21 protein-coding genes are annotated in these 22,930 nt (G+C 66.0%); 8 read left to right on the top strand and 13 right to left on the bottom strand.

Going from position 1 to position 22,930, the window contains the following annotated elements; all coding sequences use genetic code 11:
- Window position 1: 1 nt before the first annotated feature.
- From QCE83_RS21345 to QCE83_RS21320, 6 genes are all read right to left on the bottom strand, one after another.
- The gene (locus QCE83_RS21345; RefSeq protein ID WP_309815710.1) at window positions 2-1,285 is read right to left on the bottom strand and encodes a fimbrial protein; all 1,284 of its coding nucleotides are present in this window, start codon (window positions 1,283-1,285) and stop codon (window positions 2-4) included.
- On the bottom strand, window positions 1,282-2,655 hold the full coding sequence (locus tag QCE83_RS21340; protein WP_309815708.1) for a type II and III secretion system protein family protein: 1,374 nt from the start codon (window positions 2,653-2,655) through the stop codon (window positions 1,282-1,284). Before QCE83_RS21340 ends, QCE83_RS21345 begins: the two co-directional genes overlap by 4 nt.
- A 70-nt stretch (window positions 2,656-2,725) precedes the next feature.
- On the bottom strand, window positions 2,726-3,661 hold the full coding sequence (gene cpaB / locus QCE83_RS21335; protein WP_309815706.1) for a Flp pilus assembly protein CpaB: 936 nt from the start codon (window positions 3,659-3,661) through the stop codon (window positions 2,726-2,728).
- A 33-nt stretch (window positions 3,662-3,694) separates the two neighbouring features.
- Window positions 3,695-4,168, bottom strand: a complete 474-nt coding sequence (locus QCE83_RS21330; RefSeq protein ID WP_309815702.1) for a pilus assembly protein — start codon at window positions 4,166-4,168, stop codon at window positions 3,695-3,697.
- A complete protein-coding gene (locus QCE83_RS21325) occupies window positions 4,165-4,659 on the bottom strand; it encodes an A24 family peptidase (protein ID WP_309815700.1) in 495 nt (164 codons plus the stop codon). Before QCE83_RS21325 ends, QCE83_RS21330 begins: the two co-directional genes overlap by 4 nt.
- Window positions 4,660-4,830: 171 nt before the next feature.
- Window positions 4,831-5,007 carry a Flp family type IVb pilin gene (locus QCE83_RS21320; RefSeq protein WP_309815697.1) on the bottom strand — a complete coding sequence of 59 codons (177 nt, stop codon included), beginning with the start codon at window positions 5,005-5,007 and terminating at the stop codon, window positions 4,831-4,833.
- Between the two features lie 615 nt (window positions 5,008-5,622).
- Between QCE83_RS21320 and QCE83_RS21315 the strand changes: the two genes are divergently transcribed.
- Complete coding sequence (locus QCE83_RS21315) at window positions 5,623-7,311, top strand: collagen-like triple helix repeat-containing protein (RefSeq protein ID WP_309815695.1); 1,689 nt, start codon at window positions 5,623-5,625, stop codon at window positions 7,309-7,311.
- Between the two features lie 169 nt (window positions 7,312-7,480).
- Window positions 7,481-9,190 carry a POTRA domain-containing protein gene (locus tag QCE83_RS21310; RefSeq protein ID WP_309815692.1) on the top strand — a complete coding sequence of 570 codons (1,710 nt, stop codon included), beginning with the start codon at window positions 7,481-7,483 and terminating at the stop codon, window positions 9,188-9,190.
- A 34-nt stretch (window positions 9,191-9,224) separates the two neighbouring features.
- On the opposite strand, the gene QCE83_RS21305 is transcribed toward QCE83_RS21310, so the two are convergent.
- Both QCE83_RS21305 and QCE83_RS21300 read right to left on the bottom strand, forming a co-directional pair.
- Entirely contained in the window at window positions 9,225-9,518 is a 294-nt protein-coding gene (locus QCE83_RS21305; protein WP_309815688.1) for a DUF4148 domain-containing protein, read from the bottom strand.
- 106 nt (window positions 9,519-9,624) lie between these two features.
- Window positions 9,625-10,068 (bottom strand): MarR family transcriptional regulator, encoded by a 444-nt coding sequence (locus QCE83_RS21300; protein WP_309815685.1) that lies wholly within the window; start codon window positions 10,066-10,068, stop codon window positions 9,625-9,627.
- Between the two features lie 138 nt (window positions 10,069-10,206).
- On the opposite strand from QCE83_RS21300, the gene QCE83_RS21295 reads away from it, so the two are divergent.
- A complete protein-coding gene (locus QCE83_RS21295; RefSeq protein ID WP_309815681.1) occupies window positions 10,207-11,745 on the top strand; it encodes a DHA2 family efflux MFS transporter permease subunit in 1,539 nt (512 codons plus the stop codon).
- A 23-nt stretch (window positions 11,746-11,768) separates the two neighbouring features.
- Here QCE83_RS21295 and QCE83_RS21290 read toward each other — a convergent pair whose 3' ends face one another.
- The 3 genes from QCE83_RS21290 to QCE83_RS21280 all read right to left on the bottom strand — a co-directional run bounded on the left by QCE83_RS21290 (window position 11,769) and on the right by QCE83_RS21280 (window position 16,072).
- Window positions 11,769-13,838, bottom strand: coding sequence for an EAL domain-containing protein (locus QCE83_RS21290; protein ID WP_309818679.1), 2,070 nt, complete (start codon window positions 13,836-13,838; stop codon window positions 11,769-11,771).
- A 107-nt stretch (window positions 13,839-13,945) separates the two neighbouring features.
- Complete coding sequence (gene cls / locus QCE83_RS21285) at window positions 13,946-15,217, bottom strand: cardiolipin synthase (protein WP_309815677.1); 1,272 nt, start codon at window positions 15,215-15,217, stop codon at window positions 13,946-13,948.
- Between the two features lie 81 nt (window positions 15,218-15,298).
- Entirely contained in the window at window positions 15,299-16,072 is a 774-nt protein-coding gene (locus QCE83_RS21280; RefSeq protein ID WP_309815674.1) for a DUF4410 domain-containing protein, read from the bottom strand.
- A gap of 344 nt (window positions 16,073-16,416) precedes the next feature.
- Here QCE83_RS21280 and QCE83_RS21275 point away from each other — a divergent pair, with 344 nt between their 5' ends.
- Window positions 16,417-17,205: an SDR family oxidoreductase gene (locus QCE83_RS21275; RefSeq protein WP_309815672.1), complete on the top strand. Its 789-nt coding sequence runs from the start codon at window positions 16,417-16,419 to the stop codon at window positions 17,203-17,205.
- 3 nt (window positions 17,206-17,208) lie between these two features.
- Here the strand turns inward: QCE83_RS21275 and QCE83_RS21270 are convergent, their stop codons facing one another.
- Complete coding sequence (locus QCE83_RS21270; RefSeq protein ID WP_309815668.1) at window positions 17,209-18,624, bottom strand: UdgX family uracil-DNA binding protein; 1,416 nt, start codon at window positions 18,622-18,624, stop codon at window positions 17,209-17,211.
- Between the two features lie 10 nt (window positions 18,625-18,634).
- Window positions 18,635-19,846 carry a putative DNA modification/repair radical SAM protein gene (locus QCE83_RS21265; RefSeq protein ID WP_309815665.1) on the bottom strand — a complete coding sequence of 404 codons (1,212 nt, stop codon included), beginning with the start codon at window positions 19,844-19,846 and terminating at the stop codon, window positions 18,635-18,637.
- Window positions 19,847-20,116: 270 nt separating this feature from the next.
- On the opposite strand from QCE83_RS21265, the gene QCE83_RS21260 reads away from it, so the two are divergent.
- The 4 genes from QCE83_RS21260 (at window position 20,117) to QCE83_RS21245 (ending at window position 22,489) form a co-directional block, all read left to right on the top strand.
- Window positions 20,117-20,488 (top strand): helix-turn-helix domain-containing protein, encoded by a 372-nt coding sequence (locus QCE83_RS21260; protein WP_309815662.1) that lies wholly within the window; start codon window positions 20,117-20,119, stop codon window positions 20,486-20,488.
- Window positions 20,485-21,786 carry a type II toxin-antitoxin system HipA family toxin gene (locus QCE83_RS21255; protein WP_309815659.1) on the top strand — a complete coding sequence of 434 codons (1,302 nt, stop codon included), beginning with the start codon at window positions 20,485-20,487 and terminating at the stop codon, window positions 21,784-21,786. The genes QCE83_RS21260 and QCE83_RS21255 overlap by 4 nt, the downstream gene beginning before the upstream one ends.
- Window positions 21,787-21,849: 63 nt before the next feature.
- Entirely contained in the window at window positions 21,850-22,071 is a 222-nt protein-coding gene (locus QCE83_RS21250) for a hypothetical protein (RefSeq protein WP_309818677.1), read from the top strand.
- 112 nt (window positions 22,072-22,183) lie between these two features.
- The gene (locus tag QCE83_RS21245) at window positions 22,184-22,489 is read left to right on the top strand and encodes a hypothetical protein (RefSeq protein WP_309815654.1); all 306 of its coding nucleotides are present in this window, start codon (window positions 22,184-22,186) and stop codon (window positions 22,487-22,489) included.
- The last annotated feature ends 441 nt before the right edge of the window (window positions 22,490-22,930 follow it).

Raw genomic sequence — 22,930 nt, 5'->3', positions numbered from 1 at the left:
GTTATGACCGTCTGAGAAAGTTGGGAAGGAATTGCCCGGCGCCCAGCGCCGAACGGAGGGACGCACGGCCGCCCGCCGACTGTGCGTCGCGCGCGGCCGCCTCGCCCGGTGCTTCACCGTGCAGCCGCGCCACCAGCGGCGCGAGCGCGCGGACATACGGGTCGCGTTCGGCGCACTCGGCCAGCAGCCGGCCCTGGTTCACCGCGCGTCCGAGCGCCTGCGCCCGCTCCGGCAGCACCGCGACGAGCGGCAGCTCCAGACGCTCGGCCAGCTGGTCGGCGCCGAAGTTGAGCGCGGCGTCGAACTTGTTGACGACGAGGCCGAGCGGTCTGGCTTCGTCCGGCTCGCTTTCATCGCCCGCGCGCAGGGCGTCGAGCAAGGCCACCGCCGAGACCGCCGAGGCGACATTCGGATCGCACACGAGCCAGGCTTCGTCGGCGGCGCGCACCGCCTGCGCGACGAATTCGAAGTTCGAGAAACCGCCCAGATCGACGATCTGCTGATCGAAATACGCGCGCAGGCGGTTCAGCGTGCTGGTCGCGGAGGCGAAGGAAATCGCGCGCATCTCGCCGAGGTCGGCGGGCAGCGCGGTCAGCGCCAGACCGCTCGGATGGCGCGCGAAGGCGGTATTTACGAAGGTTTCGTCGAAACGGCGCAGGTTGCGCACGGCATCGACGAAATGCAGTTCGCTGCGGGTGTCGAGCAGCAAGGCGCTGTCCGCTGCGGGCAGGCCGAGGTCGAGCAGCGCCGTGGTGCGCTGCGCCGCCGCCGCGCGTTTTTGCAGGCTCACCGCGAGGTTTGCCGCGAGCGTGCTCACGCCCACGCCGATGCGCGCGCCAAGCAGCACCGTGAGCTTGCCCTGGCGGCTCACCGGCTCGTTGCGCGGAGCCGGCCGTTCGGCCAGCAGACGCCGCGCGATGGCGAGGACATCGGCGGGCGCGCCGCTCACGTCGGCGAAATCGCGCACGCCCGCGCGCAGCGCCGCGAGCGCCGGAGCCGGCGTCGCCAGCGTGCCCAGCGCGACGATCGGCACCTCCGGATACATGTCGCGCGCCGCATGCGCCAGCAGGCTCGCGTGGGTGGCGTCGCCGCTCGCGCCGAAGTCGATGAAGACGACGCCCGGCGCCCGCTCGCCGATGCGCGCCGTCAGTCCGGCCACATCCCACGGCGCGGCTTCCACCGGGCCCGCGCCCGCGAGCGCGCGTTGCAGCCAGTCGAGCCGCGCGCTGTCGGGGCTCGCGCACAGGAAGCGCGCGGGTAGCGCGGATGCTTCGGCGGGCGTCATCGCGAGAATCCCGGCGCGGCTTCGGCAGACAACGCGCCGCCGATGAACGAGCGCCACACCGGACCGTCGCGCCGCTCGGACTGCTCGCCGGGCGTCGCGGGCAACGGGGCGTTGCGGGCGATCGGCGCGACCAGATGCGGCGTCACGATGATCACCAGCTCGCGGTCCTGCTGCGAGTACTGCAAGGTCTTGAAGAACGCGCCGATGATCGGCAGGTCGCCGAGCAGCGGCACCTTGTTGACGTTCGAGGCCGTCTCGCGATCCACCAGTCCGCCGATCACGAAGCTCTCGCCGTCACCGAGTTCGACCGCCGTTTCGGCGCGGCGCGTAGTGAGCGCGGGCACCGAGACGCCGTCGATGGTGATCGCGTGCGCGAAGTCGAGCTGGCTCGCCTCGGGCGCCACCTTCAGCGCGATGCGCTCCGGCCCGAGTACGGTCGGCGTCAGCGAAAGGCCGATGCCGTAAGGCTTGTAGACGATCGTCGTCGTGCCGAGCGACTGCGGCACCGGCACCGGGATTTCACCGCCCGCGAGGAAGCTCGCGCTCTGTCCCGAGAGCGCCACCAGCGTCGGCTGCGCCAGCACGCGCGCCAGATTGTTGCCTTCCAGCAAGCTCAGGTTGGCGAACAATCCGCGCGAGGTCGAATTGAGCAGCAGGTTGAATGCGGAACCGATCGGCGAGGTGGCCGTGACGGCGAGCGGACTGGTCGCGCCGCCCGACACGCTGCTGAGCGCGCTCGGCGCGAAGGTGCCGAACGCGAAGCCCGCGTGATTCTGCGAGAACAGGTTGAAGCCGGCTTCCTTGAGCACCGACTTGCTGAACTCGACCACCTTGACGTCCACCTGCACGACGCTGCGGGTCGCGATGGTCGAGGCATCGACGACCGCGCCGTCCTTGCCCACCGACGCGCGCGCCGCCGCCACCGCGCGCTGATGCTTGCCGACGCCCGGCGTGCTGCCGGTCAGCACCGCCGTCTTGCCGAGCACGCGGACTTGCGGCGCGTCGCTTTCGGCGAGCGCGGCGCCTGCGCCGGAGGCCACGTCGACCGTATAGGAGAGCGGCGTCTCGCCGCCGCGCTGCCACAGCATCAGGCTGGTCGAACCCGCCGCCTTGCCGACGAGCAGCACGCCGCCGCCCTTCAGCACGTTCACGTCAGCGACGGCCGGATCGCCGATCGCCACGCGCGTCACCGTCTTGCCGGGCGCGAGCGACATCTGCGCGCCCGTCGACAGCGCAAGCACCTGTCCGCGCGCGGGCGTCGTCGCCGCATTCGCCGCTGCTTCTCCCGCCGCCGTCTGCACGGTGCCGCCGCATACCACGACCACCCAGCCGAGGAGCGCCGCCCGTTTCCATCCCGTCGATTTCTTCATGCCCTTGTCTTGCCGTTTTCTTGTCATCGTGATTCGTCGCGCTGTCCGCGTTCCGTTCCTGCCCTGACTGTCAGTACGCGACCTGTTCTGCCCGGCCGCCGCGTATCACTTCGATGCCTTCCCCCGTGGCCGCGCGCGGCGTGCGTGCGACGCGCGCCCGTTCCGCCGCGCGGCTCGCCGTGCGCGCGCCCGCCAGCGTGCCGAGCGAGAGCCCGGCGGCGGCACGCGCGGCGCCGTCGTCGGGCTTCGCGGCGGCGAACAGCGGTGCGAACGCGTGCGGCGGCGGCGCTTCGGGATCGGCGGAATTGCGCAGCGCGAGCACCAGACGGCCGGCGTTTTCCGCGAGCGTCAGCGCATCGACATCGGCGGTGCGCACCGAGAGCACCGCGGTGCGCGGACTGCCCGAACGCAGCGCCGAATCCTTTGCGTCCTTGCCGCCCGCGCGGCCGATCGACGCGTCGCCCATGCTCAGCACGCGTACCTTCGACAGGAGCAGGCGCGCCTGCGTCGAGCTGATTTCCACATCGCCCGATGCGCCTTCGCGCTTCAGCGTGAAGAAGACGTCGACGTAATCGCCCGGCCGCACGAAATTGCCCACGGCATTGGTCTCGTCGATGCGCACGGCCACCGCGCGCTCGCCGGGCGCGACGACGTCGGCGAGGCCGCTCGACAGCGTTTCGGCGGTCAGCGGCGCGCCCTTCGGCACGGCGACGAGCGGCACGCGGCCGACGCTCGCGGACGCATCGCCGCAGGTGCCCGGCGCGGGTTCGGCCTGCATGCGCATGGTCAGGGCGTCGGCGTCGAGCGGCTTGCCCGCGGCCAGATCGCGGGTGGCGATCACGACCGGCGCGAGCCGTTGCGGCGTGGCGAGTGCCGCGGGCTGCGCCGGCGTCCGGTCGCGCTCGGGCGAAGGCGCCGGATGGCGCGCGAGCATCACGGCGAAGATGCCGAGAATGACCGCGACCGAAAACAGCAGGATGGCAAGCGTGCGAGTGAGATTGGCCATGGTGTCAGGGCGAGTGGACCGGCAGGAGCGCGCTCATAGCACGTTGTCCGGATCGAGTTGAACCATCGCGCGCGCCACGAGCGAGTCGGGCAGCGCAAGGCCGAAGAGCGGCAGCGTCGGCACCAGCGGACGCTGCGCGTATTGATAGTCGAGCGTCACCTGGATGCAGCGCATCGAGGCGTCATAGGTGCACGGGGCCGGCGTCGCGGTGCAGTCGGCCAGTCCGGCGAGCCAGTTCGTCAGGCCCTTCGCGGCCGTACAGGCGGCGGTGCTGCGCAGGGCGAGCGAGTCGTCGACGGTTGCCGCGCCGTCCTGGAAACGCAGCGCGGCGCGCGCGCCCTCCTCGGCCGCGAGCGTCAGCGACTGCTGCGCGACGAAGATCAGGCTGTAGGTGACGATCGCGTAGAACACCACGAAGAACAGCGGGAACACGATCGCGAATTCGATCGCCATGTTGCCGCGTTCGGCGCGGCGGCTGGATCTGCCGGTTTGGCGTGCGGGCGTCATGAGGGCACTCCGGCGGCATGCAGCGCGAGATGACAGAGCGCGGCCACCGCGAGCAGCGCGCCGTACGGCGTGCTGTTGCGCCGGCGTTCGGCGAGCGTCATGCCGGTGGCCAGCTTGTCCAGCGCAATCGTGGTGCGGCGGCGCGCGAGCAGCAGCAGCGCATGCAACGCGGCGCACAGGCTGGCCGCCACCCAGATGCCGAGCAGCGCGCGCGGCCCGCACCAGGCGCCGAGCACCGCGAAGGTCTTGACGTCGGCGGCGCCCATCATGCCCAGCAGCCAGAACGGCAGCAGCGCAGCGAAGCCTGCGACGAGTCCGATCAGCGCGGCGCCGGGCGGTGTATCGAACGGCGACAGGCGGGCCGCCGCGAGCGCCAGCGCGCACGCGGCGCCCGCCAGAACGAGCGCGTTGGGGATGGAACGGCGTCGCCAGTCGCACATGGCAATGGCGCACGCCCACCCCGTGAATAATGCTGATTCGATCGAGAACATGTCGAAAACAAATCCGCCGGCAAACGAATACCGTCATCCGGATTAATACGGATGTTTTTATATTCCAAAACCGCAAGGCGATAAACATTCTCGCGCTGGCGTGAGCCAGCGCGAGAAGAACATTAAATGCACATGCAGTCTTGCCGTATAACGGCGAAAGGCCGGTTTCTCTCAGGTTCCGGTTTTCGACAGTTCTGTCTTGATTGCCTGGAAGGTACTCTTCAACTGGTCTGCGACATCACCGACCGCCGCCATGATGCCCAGCGCAAGCACGCCGGCAATCAATCCGTATTCAATGGCGGTAATTCCCCGACTGTCGCGAAGGAACTGCAGGAAGGTTGCTTTCATTATTAATGGCCCTCGGATGGGTTTGCTTCTCTCTGGCCGCATCTACCATCCGGTTCTGCTGCACCGTAAGTGACAGCCCCCGAAAGGCGATCCGACTCTGTTTTGTATTGCGATCTCGTCTACGCGTCTGGCGCCTCGCGGCGGGCATTTCGTGTGACGTGTCGCTGAGAGGATTTATAACGCATGGCCATCCCAAAATCAATAATCGTCTGACCCAACTTTGTTCAATTTTTGACTTGGCTTTCGCTTAACGGCATGTTTTTCCAACTCCTATTAAGTAAGTGCGACCACCGCCGGTATCCGAATCAGGTATTAACTTCCTGCTACATGTATTGAATGCTTGATATATCTCCAGTGCGGGTTGACAAAGCGGTTTCGTGTAACCCTCCGCTCCGTTACACAAGCCGTTTCTCGTTACGTTACGTTTCCCGGAAACACTTCAGTTGATGCATCGCGTCATGGCGTGAGAATCATTCTCGACTACTCCGCAAGTGCTTGAAGCGATTGGCACTGTGTGAACCCGCCATTGAATCGGTATCGCGCTGTCCGTGCGATGGCACACCTAATGCAGTTATTCGCCCGCGGTTCGTTCAAACAAACATATCGAGGGCCAACATGAATACGAGACACATCGGACGCGAAACCCTGCGGATCACCATCATCGCGGCAGCGGTTGCGGGCGTGCTGTCGCTTGCGGCTTGCGGCGGATCGGGATCCGTGAGCAAGGCGCCGGGCGGCGCGGGAAGCATCTCCACGGGCGATGCCGGCGGCACCGGCGGGGGCGCGGGCGGAACCGGCGGCGGTTCGGGCGGCGGGTCCGGAACGGGCTCGGGCGGAGGTTCGGGGACCACCACCGGCAGCAATGGCGGCGGTGGAAGCGGTGGGGGGAGCGGCGGCGGCACGGGCGGCGGTGGAACCGGTGGCGGCACCGGCGGTGGCACGGGCAGTACGCCGGTCCAGCCGGTCGCGGCTGTCGTCGATAAAACAGGCAACGTGGTGTCCGCGGCGGGCGACACGGTCACGGGCATCGGGACGGCAATCGGCTCGACGACCGCGCCGGGCGTCAACCCGGGCACCACGAAAGCCGCGGGCGATGTCGTATCGAACGTGGGCGGCGCTGTCTCCACGCTGGGCGACGGCGTGTCGGCCGGACTCGGCACCATCGGCACCAGCACCAATCCTGTGGGCACCACCGTCGCGAGCGTCGGCGGCGTCGTCCAGAAGACGGGTGACGCGGTGTCGAGCGCGGGCACGCTGGTGTCGAGCCTCGGCACCGGCGCGCTCTCCCCGCTCGCACCGGTGACGACGCCGGTGGGCAGCATCGTCGGCATCGTCGGCAACGCGGTCCATCAGACCGGCGGCGTGCTCGATACCACGCTCACCAGCGCGCCGGTCACGCAACTCACGCAGACGGTCAGCCAGGCCATCACGCCGATCACTTCGGTCGTCGGCACGACGACGCAGACGGTCGGCTCGGTGACCGGCCTCGGCGCGCCCGTCAACAATCTCCTGACGACCCTCGGCGGCACGCTCGACAACGCCGGCAAGAGCGTCACCGGCACCGGCGCGAATCCGGTCACCGCCGGCGTCGGCAACCTGGTCTCGGCGACGGGACAAACGGTGTCGTCGGTGGGCGGCCTCGTCAACGGCGGCTCGACGGCCAATCCGCTCGCGCCGGTCACCGGTCTGCTCGGCGGCCTCACGGGCGCAGCAGGCGGCACCGGTACGGGCGCAGGCGGCGTGCTTGCACCCGTCACGGGCCTGGTCGGCGGCTTGACGGGCGCGGCGGGCGGAACTGGCGCGGGCGCGGGCGGTGTGCTCGCACCTGTCACCGGTCTGGTCGGCGGCCTGACGGGCGCGGCGGGCGGCACGGGCAGCGGCGCGGGCGTCGGCGGTGTGCTTGCACCGGTCACGGGTCTGGTCGGTGGCGTCACCGGCGCGCTGGCGGGCGCCACGGGAACCGGCGCAGGATCGACCGGCGGCGCGGGCGGCACAGGCAGCGCAGGTCTGCTCGCACCCGTCACCGGACTGGTCGGCGCATTGACCGGCGCACCGACGAGCACCGCCGGATCGCCCGGCAACGCAGGGCTGCTCGGCTCGGTGACGACGATCACCGGTGCAGTCGGGGTGACGGTTGCGAGCACGCCGAACTCCGCTGCGGCGGGCGCAGGCGCGGGCGCCGGCATCTCGACGACCACCGCCAGCACCGGCGGCGGCACCACGACCGGCACCGCCAACAACGGCGGCCTGCTGGGCACGGTGGGCGCCGTGGTAGGCGGCGTGTTGGGAGGCACGCGGCGCTAACCCGGCGCGCGGCAGGGGAGCGCGGTCCACGAAACCTGCGCTTCCCTGCTCTCTGCCTGAAATCGCAAGGCAAGACACGCAAGACACGCAGCACCCATAACGACACACGACGAAGAACGCGGCGTCATCCGAACGCACGACGTTCTCGCAACCAACCGAGGGCAACACAATGAAGATCCGTGACTGGACACGGGCGCTCATGCTCGCCGCGCTGACGGCGCCCATGGCACACCCCGCTCAGGCGCAGACCGCGCCCGCACCCCGCGCCAGCGTCGGCGGCAATCCGCTCGATGCCCTGCCGCAAGTCAACACGCCGCCCAAGGCGCCCGTCGCGGTGAATGTCGCGCCGCCCGCGCCCGCGCTCGAAGCGCTCCTCGCCCATCATCTGACGCCGTCCAAGGTCGAGATCGAAGGCGTCAAGTCGCTGCCCTTCGAACCGATCGCGGCGCGCTTCACGCCGTTCGTCGGCAAGGATGTGACAGTCGGCCAGCTGATCGAGGCCGCCAACGGCATCACCGCGATGTACAAGGAACACGGCTACGCGCTCTCCTTCGCGTTCATCCCGGCGCAGACGTTCCAGGATGGCGTCGTGCGCGTGACGGTCGTCGAGGGCTATATCGCCAAGGTCATCGTGAAGGGCAATCCGGGCGCCGCCGAGAAGCGCATCCGCGCCGTGGCCGAACGCCTGGAGGCGGACCGGCCGCTCACGCAGGCGAAGTTCGAACGTTACGTCAACGTGCTCGGGATGATTCCGGGCGTGAAGGCGAAGGTGAACGTCGCGCCGCCGCAGACCACCGACGGCGCGACGGCGCTCGAACTCGACGTCGAACGCAAGCCGTTCAACGTCAGCACGGGCATCGACTTCAATCATCCGGGCGTGCAGGGCATCCTGAGCGCGACCGAGAACGGCATGCTCGGGCTCGGCGAATCGCTGACGGCGTCGGCGCTGCTGCCGAAAGGCCGCGACGACCAGACCTACTACGCGCTGAACGGCACGCTGCCGGTGGGCACCGACGGCTTCACCGCCAAGGTCGATGCCTCGCACTATCACGGCCATCCGGTCGACAACCCTGGCCTGCCGTCCTATATCGAACGCACGGTGGTCAACGACAAGCTCGCGTTCTCCGGCGTCTATCCGTTCATGCTAAGCAACGCGCGCAGTCTGATCGGCACGGCGACCGTGTACGCCTCGCACGACGAGGACCGCCTAAAGAACACGATCTCGCCCGGCAATCCGTTTCTGGCCAACCGCTCGCAGGTCCGCGTCGCGCAGTTGCAGATCGATTACACCGGCATCAGCGAAGGCGTCGTGCGGCGCGCGAGCTTCAATGTCGCGAAGGCCTTCGACGTGCTCGGGGCGTCGAAGAGCGCGGACACGAACATCGCCGGCTATGCGCCCGTCAATCCGGTCTCGCTGACCTTCGTGCGTACCGGCGCCACCGTCTCGCAGAGCAACGAATGGCCGTGGAAGATCGGCACGGTGCTGTCCGCGACCGGACAATACTCGCCCGACTCCCTGCCGACTTCGGAACAGGTGTCGTTCGGCGCGCAGCGTTTCGCGCTGGGCTATCAGCCGGGAGAGGTGTCGGGAGATTCGGGCTGGGGAGCGTCGTTCGAAGTGAACCGGCCGCTCGACGTCGGCATGACCTATTTGAAGAGCTTTACGCCGTACGTGGCGTTCGATGCCGCGCGCGTCTACCTGCACGGCGGCACGGCGAACCCGCGCAGGTTGTCTTCGGTGGGAATCGGCTTTCGCGTGTCCGATGCGAAGCACTACAGCATCGATTTGTCGGTGGCGAAGGCGGTCGGCGATGCGCCTATAGAGAACACGTCACGCAGTCCGCGCGTCAACGCGACCTTGTCGTATCAACTGGATTGACGCGCGGGGCGAGCCCGCGCGTGCAGCACTCGAATTACGGCGCCGAAGCCGGTGCGGGCTGGCCAGCCTTCTTCGCGTTGATCTTCGCCTGCGCGTTCTGCAGGTTCTGCGGATAGTTCGTCTGTTCGCCGGACGGGTTGTAGCCGTTCTGCTCCAGCTGCTTCAGTTCGGCGTTCTTCTTCGCGCGCGCCTGCTTGCGCTCGGCCTTCCTGACCTGCTTCGGCGTGGAAGCCGCGGAATCTTGCGCCAGCGCGGGCGCGACGGGCAAGGTCACGAGCGCGGCGACGGACAAAGCGATGACAGCCAACGGTGCGGTGCGTTTGTTCATGATCGGTCTTCTCCGGAAGGGATGGCGACGGTTGGACTTGCAGGCATCGCGACAGCAATAAGCGGGCCACATCCCCGCCAGCCTTCGCACCATCCTTCGCAGCGTTTCAGCGATCCACGATCCGGCTCAGATTGCCGCGCACGCGCTGCAGCAGCATGACCAGCTGCTCGCTTTCCTTGCGGGTGAATCCCGCGAGCGCCTCGGCGGTGATTTCGTCGCCGACGCGCCGCGCGCTGTCGAGCGCCTTTTCCGCCTTCGCGGTCATGCGCACCTGACGTTCGCGGCGATCGTCGGGATTGAGCAGCCGCTCGATCCAGCCGCCCTCTTCCATGCGATCGAGCAGCCGTCCGGCGGAGATTGGCGCGACTTCGAGCAGGCTGGCCAGACGCGCCTGATTGACCTCGCCGTAATGCGATAGATAGGCGAGCACGCGGCATTGCGCGCGCGTGAGATTGAGCGACGACTTCGCGAGTTCGTCGAAACGGTTGCCGCACAGGCGGTCCACGTCCGCGACCAGGAAGCCGAAGCGTTTGTCGAGTTGGGTTTCCATCGCGCGATTATAGGGAACAGACGGCCACGCGTGCATGCGCCGGTGCATGTCGGCATTGGCGCGCCGTTGTCAGCGTCTTATAATAAGCGTGCTTATCATCACCCTGATTACAATCTGCCGTCACGCGCGGCCGCCTCCATGTCCTCCGAAGCTTCAACAGCAAGCGCCGCGGCGCCTCTCAACCGCGGCATGCTGACCGTCTCGATCATGCTCGCCACGCTGATCCAGACGCTCGACAGCACCATCGCCAACGTGGCGCTGCCGCACATGCAGGGCGCGCTTTCGGCGTCGCAGGATGAAATCACGTGGGTGCTGACCTCGTACATCGTCGCGGCGGCCATCGCCACGCCGCTGACGGGCTGGCTCTCCGACCAGCTCAGCGTGAAGAAGCTGCTGTGCATCTCCATTGCGGGCTTCACGGTGGCGTCGGCCTTGTGCGGGCTGTCGGAAACGCTGGCGCAAATCGTCGCGTCGCGGCTGTTGCAGGGCGTGTTCGGGGCGTCGCTGGTGCCGCTGTCGCAATCCATCCTGCTCGACATCAATCCGCGCGAAAAACAAGGCCAGGCCATGGCCGTGTGGGGCATGGGCGTGATGGTCGGCCCGATTCTCGGCCCGACGCTCGGCGGCTGGCTCACCGACAGCTACAACTGGCGCTGGGTGTTCTTCATCAACGTGCCGATCGGCGCGTTCGCGCTGTTCGGCGTGACGACCTTCCTGCCGGGGCAGGCGGCGCGCCGCGCGGTGAAGTTCGACGCCTTCGGCTTCGCGACCCTGGGCCTGGCGATCGGCGCTTTCCAGGCGATGCTGGACCGCGGCGAGCAGCTCGACTGGTTCGGCTCGATGGAAATCCGCGTCGAGGCCATTCTTGCCGCGCTGAGTTTCGTGTTCTTCATTGCGCACACGGCGACGGCCGGTCCGCGCTCGTTCTTCAAGTACAAGCTGCTGAAGGACGGCAATTTCGCGACCGGCACGCTGTTCATTTTCGTGATCGGCGCGGTGATGTACGCGACCCGCGCGCTGCTGCCGCCGATGCTGCAAAACCTGATGAACTATCCGGTCGCGACCACGGGCCTCGTCACGGCGCCGAGCGGCGCGGGCACCATGCTGGCGATGCTGATGGCGGGCCGGCTGCTGAAACATGTCGATGCGCGCGTGCTGCTGCTCTCGGGCTTCCTGGTGTCGGCGTACGCGCTGTGGCAGATGATGCACTACACGATCGTGCTGTCGGCGTCGGATATCGTGTGGCCCGGCGTGATCCAGGGCTTCGGGCTGGGGCTGGTGTTCGTGCCGCTGTCGGCGCTGACCTTCTCGACACTGGCGCCGGACCTGCGCGCCGACGGCACCGCCACGTATAGTCTGGCGCGCAATATCGGCAGCAGTATCGGCATTTCGATCGTGCAGACGCTGATGACGCGCAACACGCAGATCGCGCACGCGGACCTGGCCGCGCACGTCACGCCATTCAATCCGGCGATGCAGTCCGTCCTGAACGGCTCGATGCAGGACATGGCGATGCTCAACCAGACCATCACCCAGCAGGCGTCGATGATCGCCTATATCAACGACTTCAAGCTGATGTTCGTCGCGACGCTGCTGGTCGTGCCGCTCCTGTTGCTGATCCGGCCCGCGAAGAAGCGCGCGGCGGACGACAACATCGCGCACGCGGCGATGGACTGAGCGCCACCACCGTCAGCCGCGCTTCAGACGCTGACCGTGCGTTTTTCGAGCATCCCGCCGAAGGCCTCGGCGGACAGGGGCACGGCGAGCAGGAAGCCCTGCATTTCGTCGCACGCCATGTCCTGCAGCCGGTTCAGCTGCGAACCGGTCTCGACGCCCTCCGCCACCACATCCATGTCCAGCGAGTGCGCGAGCGCGATGATCGCCGAGACGATCGCGCGGCCTTCCTGGCCGTTCTCGTCGAGCCCATTGGTGAAGAAGCGGTCGATCTTCAACTGCTTCGCGCGGAAGCGTTGCAGATAGGCGAGGCTCGAATAACCGGTGCCGAAATCGTCGATGGCGATCTCGATGCCGTTCTCCTGGAACGCGCGGATCATCTCGATGGTGCGCGGCGCGTCCTGCATCGCCACTGTTTCGGTGATCTCGAACATGATCTGCTCGCTCGGCACGCCTTCCTCGCGCACGATCCGCATGACGTTGGCGACCAGATCCGCCTCGTGCATCTGACGCGGCGACAGGTTGATCGCCACCTTCACCGGCGGACGGCCCTCGGCGCGCCAGCGCGACAAGTGCCGGCAGGTCTCGCGCACCACCCAGTAACCAATTTGCACGATCTGCCCCGAGCGCTCGGCGATCGGGATGAATTCGAGCGGCGTCAGCGTGCCGATCTGCGGATGATCGAGGCGGATCAACGCTTCCGCGCCCGCCAGGTCGCCGCTCTTGCCATGGAATTTCGGCTGGAACAGCAGGTAGAAATGCCCGCCGCTCAGCGCCTCGTGCAGCGCCTGCTGGATCTGCAGCGTGCGCACGGCCGCCTCGTTCATGCTCGCCTCGAAGAAGCGATAGGTGCTGCGTCCGCCGCGCTTCGCCTCGTACATCGCGATGTCGGCGTGCTTGAGCAGCGCCTCCACGCTGTCGCCGTCCTGCGGATACAGCGCGATGCCGATGCTCGGCATCACCTGCAACGGATGGCTCGACACCATCAGCCCCTGTTTCATCGTGTCCAGGATGCGCTCGGACATTTTTTCGGCGTCGGTGGGCGCGTTCAGGTTTTCCAGCATCACCACGAACTCGTCGCCGCCCAGCCGCGCGACCGTATCGCCGCCGCGCACGCATTCCTGTAACCGGCGGGCAAACGCCTTCAGCACTTCGTCGCCGATCGTATGGCCGAGCGAATCGCTGATGGTCTTGAAGCCGTCGAGGTCCATGAAGAGGATCGCGAAGCGGCTGCGCTGCTGCGTCGCGTGGCGGATCGCCCGTTCGATGCGCTCGTTCATCGTGCGGCGGTTGGGCAGGTCCGTGAGCGTGTCGAAGGTGGCCATGCGGACGATCTGGCCGTTCAGCCGCGACACCGAGCCGGCCAGCAAGGCGGTGCGCGCGTCGAAGCGCGACAGCACCAGCGTGATGATGAGGATCGCAAACGTGAACAGCGCGACGGTGGTGGCGAGCCAGTGCGCATCGACGTCGTTGGCCGCGCCGCAGATGGAGCCCGGCACGAATTCCGCCGCCGCGTTGCCGGTGTAGTGCATGCCGCAGATGGCGATGCCCATCACGACCGCCGACACGACGCGCTTGGCCATCACGTTGCGCAGGTTCGCAGCCGAGAGCGTGTGCGCGATCCACAGCGCCGCGCCCGACGCCACCACGGCGATGACGATCGACGCCGCGTACAGCACCGGATCGTAGGTGATGGCGGGCTGCATGCGCATGGCGGCGTCGCCGGTGTAGTGCATGGCGGCGATGCCGGCGCCCATCAGCAGGCTGCTCGCGACGAGCCGTCGGGCCGTGAGGCGCTTGCTGGTGATCACATGCAGCGCGAAGAACGACACCAGCACCGCGATGCCGAGCGATCCGGCGGTGATCTTCAGGTCATAGCCGAGCGGAATCGGCAGCTGGAAGGCCAGCACGCCGATGAAATGCATCGACCAGATGCCGATGCCCATGGAAGCGGCGCCGCCGGCCAGCCAGATCTGCCGGCCGCGCGACTGCGCGAGGTTGGCGATGCGTGCCGAAATATCGAGCGCAGTGAATGAAGCGAGCGTCGCGACCACCAGCGATGCCGCGACCAGCCAGAGATTGTAGGTGCCGTGCATGTTCGCCAATGGACCGAAGACTCGTTTGAGTGAGCGTCTTATCGGCTTCCGGAATCCGACCTTTAGGGTCGCCAACGGAATTTTTCGCAAGGCACTTCACGCAAACGTCAGAGCTGCGGATCGAGCATCGAGACGACGCGTTCGAGCAGCTTTTCGGTCAGCGGGCGGCGGCGCCAGTCGTCGAGCGTGATGCGTTTCGCGCGCGTCACGTCGTCGTCGAAAATTGCGGTCTGGCGGCGCGCGAAATCGCGGTCGTAGACGTTGAGGTTGGCTTCGTCGTTGAGCTTGAAGGAACGGCTGTCGAAGTTGGTCGAGCCGACCGACACCAGATATTCGTCGACGACGATCAGCTTGCAATGGAACATTGTCGGCTGGTATTCGAACATCTCCACGCCCGCCGCCAGCAGGTCGCCCCAGCAGGCGCGCGACGCTTCCCGCACCGTATGCGTGTCGATGCGCTTGCCCGGCGTGATGATGCGCACCCGCACGCCGCGCTTCGCCGCCTCGACGATGGCGTTGATCGTCAGCTTGTCCGGCACGAAATACGCGCTGGACAGATGGATGGAATGCGTCGCGGCGGTGATCGCCATCAGATACATGAGCTGCATGTCGTCGCTGCCGCCCGAGGGCGAACTGCTGAACATGTGCGCGAGGCCGTCGCCTGCCGCGTCGATCTCCGGAAAATAGCGCGGACCGTGCAGGACATTGCCGGTCGCCTTGATCCAGTTGTCCATGAAGACGGCCTGCATCTGGCCGACCGCCGGACCCTCGACCCAGAAATGCGTGTCGCGCCAGTGCTTTTCGTCCTGCGCGTGCCCGGTCCACTCGTCGGCGATGCCCACGCCGCCGGTGAAACCGATGCGCCCGTCGATTACCAGCAGCTTGCGATGCGTACGATCGTTCATGCGGCCGAGACCGGTCCAGTGCGGCTTGTGATACTGGATGACCTCGGCGCCGGCGTCGCGCAGCATGTGCAGATAGCGCTTGTCCATCTTCGACGAACCCACCCAGTCGAGCAGCACATGCACCGACACGCCCGATCGCGCCTTCTCCGAGAGCGTCTGGGCAAACTCCTCGCCGATTCCGCCTGACCAGTAAATGAAGGTTTCGAAGGTAATCGTGTCGCGGGCGGCGCGGATGGCGTCCAGCATCTTCGGGAAGATCTGGTCGCCGTTCAGCAGCACTTCGAAGCGGTTCCCGCCGATGACGGGCGGCCCGAGCAGCAGGCCCATCGAGCGGAGGAACTGCGGGTCGTCGCTGGCGTACTCGCGTTCTATCTTGTGTTCGATCTTCTTCTCGCCGCTCGAAAGATTGGCGATGACGAGCACGACGATCAGCGTCACCACGACGGTCAGGACAATCAGGGCAAGCGTCGCCATACGCGGGCCTCGCGAAACGAACATGCGTCCGGAATGTCCATGGAAGCAGTTTTCGGGCCGCGTGCGGGTCTTTTTACCTGCTCAGCTCTTCGCGGGCATCCAGCCTTGCGTCTGCCCAAGCTTCTGGATCTGCTTGGCGATGGTGTCCGCGAGACGCTTTTCGTCCGACGAGACGTCCGCATGCTTCTTCTCCGACACCGCGTGCAAGCCGCCCGACACGGCCAGCGAACTGACCGCATGACCGGCCACCGCGCCGACGCCCGCCATTTCCGCCATGCCCGGCGCGTGGCCGCTGTCGGCCTTGGCGTCGAACTGTTCCAGCACTTGCGGCACGCCGTAGGCCGGTTTGAGCACCAGTTGCACCGTCGCGCCGACGCGGCTCTCGCCCGCCCCCAGACCGATCACCATGCGACGGCGGCGATTGCCCGCATCGATCGTATTGAAACTGCCTTCGATCATCAGCACGTTCTGGCCGTCGGGCGGCGGGACGTCGGCGCGAATGGCGCGCAGGCCCATCGACTGGAGCTTCGCGACGATCTCGTTCGCCACGTCCTCGCGGGCGGCGACGGCGTCCTGCGCTTGCTTGTCGGCCTGGGAATCGCCGGACATCGCCGCGCCGAGTTTCGCGATCATGCCGTGGTTGTCGAGCTTGACGTCGCCGGCATCGCTGGCGAACGGGTAGACGTAGATGGTATCGGGACGCAGCGTCTGCACGGACGCGCTCGTTGTCTGAGCGTATGCGCCGGACGCGTCCGCGGCATGCGCGGGGTTGTCGGCACAGCCCGCCAGCAGCGCCGTGCCGACGACCAGTGCGGCGAGGGTTTTGCTGAAGAAGGCGTTGATCGGGTTGAACATGATGTGACTCCGGAAGTGTGGATTCGTTGACGGTTCGTATCGCGCGACGAGGAATACGGTGTTCGGTTCCGCTGCTGCTTTGTGTCTGGTGGGTTGTCCCGCGGGTTGTCCCGATCACGCTGGCGCAACTATGGACGATGCCTTTTCATGCCGCCATCGAGCATTTATGTCGTGCGGTTTCATCGGGCGCAAAGGCCCGCTGGGCAAGGTTTTCAGGCCAGTCAAAAGATGCAGCGCGGGACAGGGCTCATGCAGATTCGGCGGGCTTCTGGTTAACTGCCGGACACGTCATCGCATTGCGCGCCGCGCGATGCATTCCGTCATACCTGTTCAAGGAGAGAAAGATGGATCTCAAGATCGCCAACAAGCTCGCGCTCGTGTCCGGATCGACGAAAGGCATCGGGCACGCCATCGCGGTGGCGCTCGCGCGCGAAGGCGCCCGCGTGATCGTGAACGGCCGCTCGCAAGCTTCCGTCGATGCCGCGCTCGCCAAGCTGCGCGAGCAGGTTCCGGGTGCGCAGGCCGAAGGCTTCGCCGGCGATGTCTCCGATGCCGCCCAGGTCGATACGCTGGTTGCGCGCTTTCCGCAGGTCGACATCCTCGTGAACAACATGGGCATCTTCGATCCGAAGCCCTTCGAGGAGATCAGCGACGACGAATGGTTGCGCTTTCTCAATGCCAACGTGATGTCCGGCGTGCGTCTGTCACGCGCCTATCTGCCGAAGATGAAGCAGAAGAACTGGGGCCGCGTGGTGTTCATCAGCAGCGAGAGCGGCGTGCAGATTCCCGTCGAGATGATTCATTACGGCGTGACCAAGACGGCGCAGATCGCGCTGGCGCGCGGGCTGGCGGAAACCTGCGCGGGCACCGGCGTCACGGTCAACTCGGTGCTGCCGGGTCCGACGAGTTCGGAAGGCGTGACGGAGTTCGTCGAGAAGCTGTCGGGCGGTAAGAGCTTCCACGAATTCGAAACGCAGTTCTTCGAGGAAGCCCGGCCGACGTCGATCCTCAAGCGGTTCATCACACCCGAGGAAATTGCCAATATGGTGGCCTATGTGTGTTCGGAGCTTTCGGCGGCGACCAATGGCGCGGCCTTGCGCGCCGATGGCGGCGTGATCCGCGCGGCGTTCTGACGGCTAGCCGCCACTGAGGCGGCGCGCCTCTTCGAGTGCTTCGACGATGGCCGCGACGGTGCGCTCGCGCGCGGCCTCGTCGTTCTGGCGCAGCGCGTAGGACGGGTGATAGGTCGCGACGACCTGTCGGTCCTTGTACGTCACCACGCGGCCGATATGCGCCGAGAGCGTCGCGCGGCGGCCGAACAGCGCTGCCAGCGCCGTCGCACCGAGCGTGACGATGACCGGCGCGCCCACGTCGTGCAGTTCCTGTTCGAGCCAGTACGAGCACGCGTCGACTTCCTGTTGCGCGGGCGTCTTGTGCAGACGCCGCTTGCCGCGCGGCTCCCACTTGAAGTGCTTCACCGCGTTGGTCAGGTACACCTGCTCGCGCGGCACACCGGCGCGCCGCATGGTTTCGTCAAGCAACTGTCCGGCCGGGCCGACGAACGGCTCGCCCTTCAAATCCTCCTGATCGCCGGGCTGTTCGCCGAGCAGCATGATGCGCGCGCCCGACGGTCCCGCGCCCGGCACCGCCTGCGTCGCGTGCCGCCAGAGATCGCAGCGGCGGCAGGTATCCAGCGACGTGGGCGCGTCGCGTTCGGGCTGGGCTTCGTGGGCATCGACCTGCACGGCCTTGCCGCCGAGCGCGCCGACACTCGACGCCTGCGCAACGCGGCGCGCACCGCCGCGCGCCGCGCTGACCATCTGCGGGATCAGCGCGCCCTCTGGCAGTCCTTTCCAGAAGCGCACCGGCATGTGCTGTTCGAGCGCCGACTCGTTCAGCCGCGCGGGGTTGAAGATGCTGCGGTAATAGGTCATCCAGAGGCCTTCGGCGGCGTCGGGCGTGTCGACCGCATGTTCCGACGCCAGCGCGCGGCGGCGTTCGAGTTGCAGGCGCGCGCCGTCGAACATGGCGGCGCCGTCCGGCGTCGCGATCAGCCAGGTCGAGCGGCCCATGCGCGCCGCGAAATGCTCGGCGCCCCAGGCGAGGACATCGTGATCCGGCTCGTACCACGCGACGTATTCCGGCGCGCCGAGCGCTGCATCGCGCTGGCGGAACCGTACGTACGCGATCATGTCGTGCTGGGCGCGCCGCACGGCCTTGGCCATCTTGTAGAGACGCGCGCCGTCTTCATCGGCGGCGGAGGCCGCGGAGCGGTCGCCCTGCGCCCAGCGCCATAGCACGCGGTAAAGGAAGCTCCAGCGACGCTCGTCGCGGAAATGCGCGGCGTCCTTCAGCAGCGCCGACAGCTCCCGCGACACGCGGATCCGTGGCGCATCCGGTGCCTCCTGTTGAGGAGCGGTTTCGTTGAACAGCGCCGGTTCGGCCTGCGCCGTGCGCCAGTCGATCGACTCGGGCGCGAGGCCTTGCGCGAGGGCATCGAGCGCGGCGGTGCGCCAGGCATCGAAATCGTCGTCGATGGAGATGATGCGCATCAGTTCAGCATCAGATCAGCGACAGCTGCACCGGTCCGGTCGCGAGCGCCCGCCGCAAGTTTTCCGACGGCGTATCCGCCAGCGGCGGCTTGTAGTCCGCCGTCACGACGAACGGTTTCACCTTGTCCATCGCGCAGCGCAGCCGGACGAGATCGTCGTAGCGCACTCGCCGCGCACGCCGCAATTCGACGATGCGCTTTGCATTGCGCATGCCGATGCCCGGCACACGCGCGATCATCCGCGCCGGCGCGGCGTTCAGATCGACCGGAAAGCGTTCGCGATGAGCGAGCGCCCACGCGAGCTTCGGATCGACATCGAGCGGCAGGTTGCCGGCATCGCCGAGCAGTTCGGCCGCGTTGAAGCCGTAGCCGCGCATCAGGAAGTCGGCCTGATACAGGCGATGTTCGCGCAGCAGCGGCGGCGCCTTCGACGGCACGCCCGACGGACTGTCCGGAATCGGGCTGAACGCCGAGTAGTACACGCGTTTCAGCTGATAGGAACCGTAGAGCGTTTCGGCGGTGCCGAGGATGGTGCGGTCATCGGTTTCGTCGGCGCCGACGATCATTTGCGTGCTTTGTCCCGCCGGCGCGAAACGCGGCGCTCGCGGCTCCGCCTCCGACTCCTCGCGAGCGACGCGAATGTTGCCCATGGCGAGCTTGATCGTGCGGCCGCTTTTTTCGGGCGCGAGGCGTTCGAGGCTGATTTCCGTCGGCAATTCGATGTTCACGCTCAGACGATCTGCATAGCGGCCGGCCATTGCGATGAGTTCGGGATCGGCGTCGGGGATGGTTTTCAGATGGATATAGCCGCGGAAGTGATGTTTCTCGCGCAGCGATTTCGCGACCTGCACGAGCTGGTCCATCGTGTAGTTCGACGAGCGGATCACGCCGGAACTGAGAAACAGCCCATCGATGTAATTGCGGCGATAGAAGTCCAGCGTGAGGTTCACGACTTCGTCGGGCGTGAAGCGCGCACGCGGGACGTTGCTGGAGCGGCGGTTGACGCAGTACTGGCAGTCGTACAGACAGAAGTTGGTCAGCAAAATCTTGAGCAGCGAGACACAGCGGCCGTCCGGTGTGAAGCTGTGGCAGATGCCGGAGCCGGTGCTGGCGCCGAGGCCGTCGATGCCGCGCGATTCGCGTTTGGGCGCCCCGCCGCTCGCACACGACGCGTCGTACTTTGCGGCGTCGGCGAGTATTTCGAGCTTTTCGGAGAGTTCCATCTTGAGGGCAATACTGTGTTTATATACAGTATCTCATGTTGGGTGTGGGTTGAGAAGGAGGATTGCTCAATCGCTTGCAACGATGCTGGCGCAGGTTGCGGACCTGATGCTCCGAAATTCAATCGCCCCAACTTAACCGCTCGTATGTGATCCTTTAAAGTTCTCAATCGCTCGTTTGTAAGCGCTTATCTCTGATTTCTTGACTTCCTGAAGATGCCCTGTCAATAATGCCCAAACCTCTTCCGCCTTGATTTAACCGCTCACGCATGTATGCCTAAGGCCCTTAATCGCTCACATCTGAGCGGTAAAGCTCAAGATGCAGCGCCTCCTCCGCCCGTTGCCCGCGCCTTGAAAAAACTGGGTGCCGATCTCGCGCTGGCGCGCCGGCGGCGGCGTCTTACGCAAGCATCGATGGCCGAACGCATACAGACATCGGTAGCCACTTTGCGACGCCTGGAGCATGGTGACGCGCGCATTCCTATCGGGCTGATCGCGCGAGCATTCATGGTTCTGGGCGAACTGGACAAGATAGACGGCCTGCTGGACACGGCCTCCGACGAAATAGGTTTGACGCTGATGAACCAGGAGCTACCGCAGCGCGTTCGAAAGAAGCGCATCACGCCTGAATCGGGGGCGCTATGAAGGGCGCGGCCGTGCGCCAGACGGTGCGCGTGGTATTGGGAGACAGTGCCATTCCGGTGGGTACGCTGACCTTGAACAAGGATGGCGCCCGGCAGAGCACGGCCTTCGCCTACGACCACGACTGGCTCTCGGCTGACAACCGTTTCGAGATCTCGCCGGATCTGCCGCTGGTGGAAGGCCATCAGTTCCGCAGGGCGCCGAGCCGTGAAGATTCGATCTTCCATTTCGCGTTCGCCGATACGGAGCCGGATGGCTGGGGGTGCCGGGTCATTGCACGCGATCATGCGAAGCAGCGGCGCGCCGCGCGGTTGAATGGGGAGGCGCCGCCGAGCGCGGCACTGACGGAGATGGATTACTTGCTTGGCGTCGACGACCTGAGCCGCGTAGGGGCGCTCAGGCTGACGGACGCGAACGGCCGTTTCTTGCGGCCTCAAGCGCCGCGAGGCCGGAGCACGCCGCCCTTGATCGAGCTGGCGCAATTGATTGGCGCCTCACGTGCGGTCGAGCTGAATCAGGAGACCGAGGCCGACTTGCAATACCTTCGGGGCCGGGGCACGTCACTGGGCGGCATGCGTCCCAAGTGCACGCTGCTCGACCAGGACGGTCATCTCGCCATCGGCAAGTTTCCGAGCGTTCAGGACGAGCGCTGTGTCACGCGGGGCGAAGTGCTCGCGCTGAGACTGGCTGTTGACGCGGGCATGACGGCGGCCCACGCGCGCATTGTCATGTCGGATGATGTCCCGGTGGCGCTCGTGCGGCGCTTCGACCGTGCGCCGTCGGGCGGACGCATTCCTTATTTGTCGGCGGCTTCGATGCTCCAGGCGTCGCGCACCGCCGATCACGCTTACACCGAGATTGCGGACGTGATCGTCGCACGGTGCGTCGAGCCGAAGCGCGACTTGGAAGAACTGTGGCGGCGGCTCGTCTTCAATCTGCTCATCACCAACGTCGACGATCACCTTCAGAACCACGGCTTCCTGCACGTCGAGCACGGGCAATGGCAGCTCGCGCCGGCTTTCGACCTGAATCCTTTTCCGGACAAGGATCCTGAACTGAAGCTGTGGATCAATGAAACGGACGGCCCGGTGGATTCCATCGACGCGATCATGCATGAGGCCTCTCATTTCAGACTGTCCGACAGCAGCGCAAAGCGGATCCTCCGACAAGTCACGAGCGCGCTTGCCAATTGGCGGCGCGTGGCGCAGTCGGCTGACATCGGCATGCGCGCCGCTGATCTGGAAGCCTTCGCGCCCGCTTTCGAAAACGCCCAGATGCAACGTGCATTGGCATGGGTTTGACTCTTGCGACGCCTGCAAGGTGATTGGAACCTCGCCTTGCTGAAACAGAAACTGGAGACATTGATGCGCTTCGACTACAAGACATTCCACATTGACTGCACGGCCCGTCACGACGAGGACGGCGGCTTCTACGCCCACGCCCGGATCACGCGTGCAGATGGCGAACCGGCTGCGCAACTGGAAATTTTCGATTCCGGCGATCTGGACACTTTCGCGAACGAATCGGATGCGCTGCACTGCGCTCGAGCGTGGGCGATTGAATGGTGTGACGAGGCGCTGGCCTGACGCGTTGACTTTCCCGTTTGTGAGGCACGAGCCTTGCGCGATGTAAGGCGCATAGCTGGGGCGTTGAGCCTGATGGCTTATGCGAGATCATCCATAAACGGGAGGACACATCATGAAGAACGCGAAGAAGGGCTTGCTGGTATCCGTCATGTTTCTGAGCCTGTCGGGCGCGGCATTCGCGCAAGGCGCGGGCGGGGGATCCGGAGGCGGCGCTGGGGGCGGCACGGCGGGCGGTAACGGCGCTGGCCAGGGCGGTACGGGCATGAGCACGCCGAACAGTGAGGGGGTGACGGGCACGACGTCGGGCGCATCTGGCGCGAACACGATGGGTTCGCAACATGGCTCTAGCAAGATGCAGAAGAACAAGAGCGGCATGGATTCGGGTTCGTCGAGCGGCGGCGCAGCTAAATCCTATTGAGGAAAAAGAGAAAAGAAAAAAGCTTGATGGTGCCCGGGCCCAAGAGCCCGGGCGTCACCGCCGCATCCCACATCAAGCATCGCATAGACCCTTCGACGGTTTCCCTTGCATACCCTGCGGCGGCGCGTAGCGCTGAGCCGGCGCTTTCAATGGCTGCACCAGTTTGCTGAACGGCGGCTTGTCTCAGTGGGTCCGCGATCCAAGCCGGGTGGGGATTGTGAGGGCACTCGCTATTGCCGGGCCAGAAACGTGGTTCTGTGCTGCGCCCGTGGGGGTGACGCTGGGCGGTAGGAGAGCTGCTTTCTTTGGTGACTTTCTTTGCAGCACGCAAAGAAAGTTACCGTGTAGTGGTCTAACAATCTTGGACACTTCTTAAAGGTAGACTTTGATCGACCAACGAGGTGTCAAATGGGCAGACGAGAGTTTTCAGAGGAATTCAAG

Origin of the sequence: Caballeronia sp. LZ034LL (assembly GCF_031451215.1) — a bacterium.
Lineage (GTDB): Bacteria > Pseudomonadota > Gammaproteobacteria > Burkholderiales > Burkholderiaceae > Caballeronia.
This window is presented reverse-complemented; position numbering and strand designations above follow the sequence as displayed.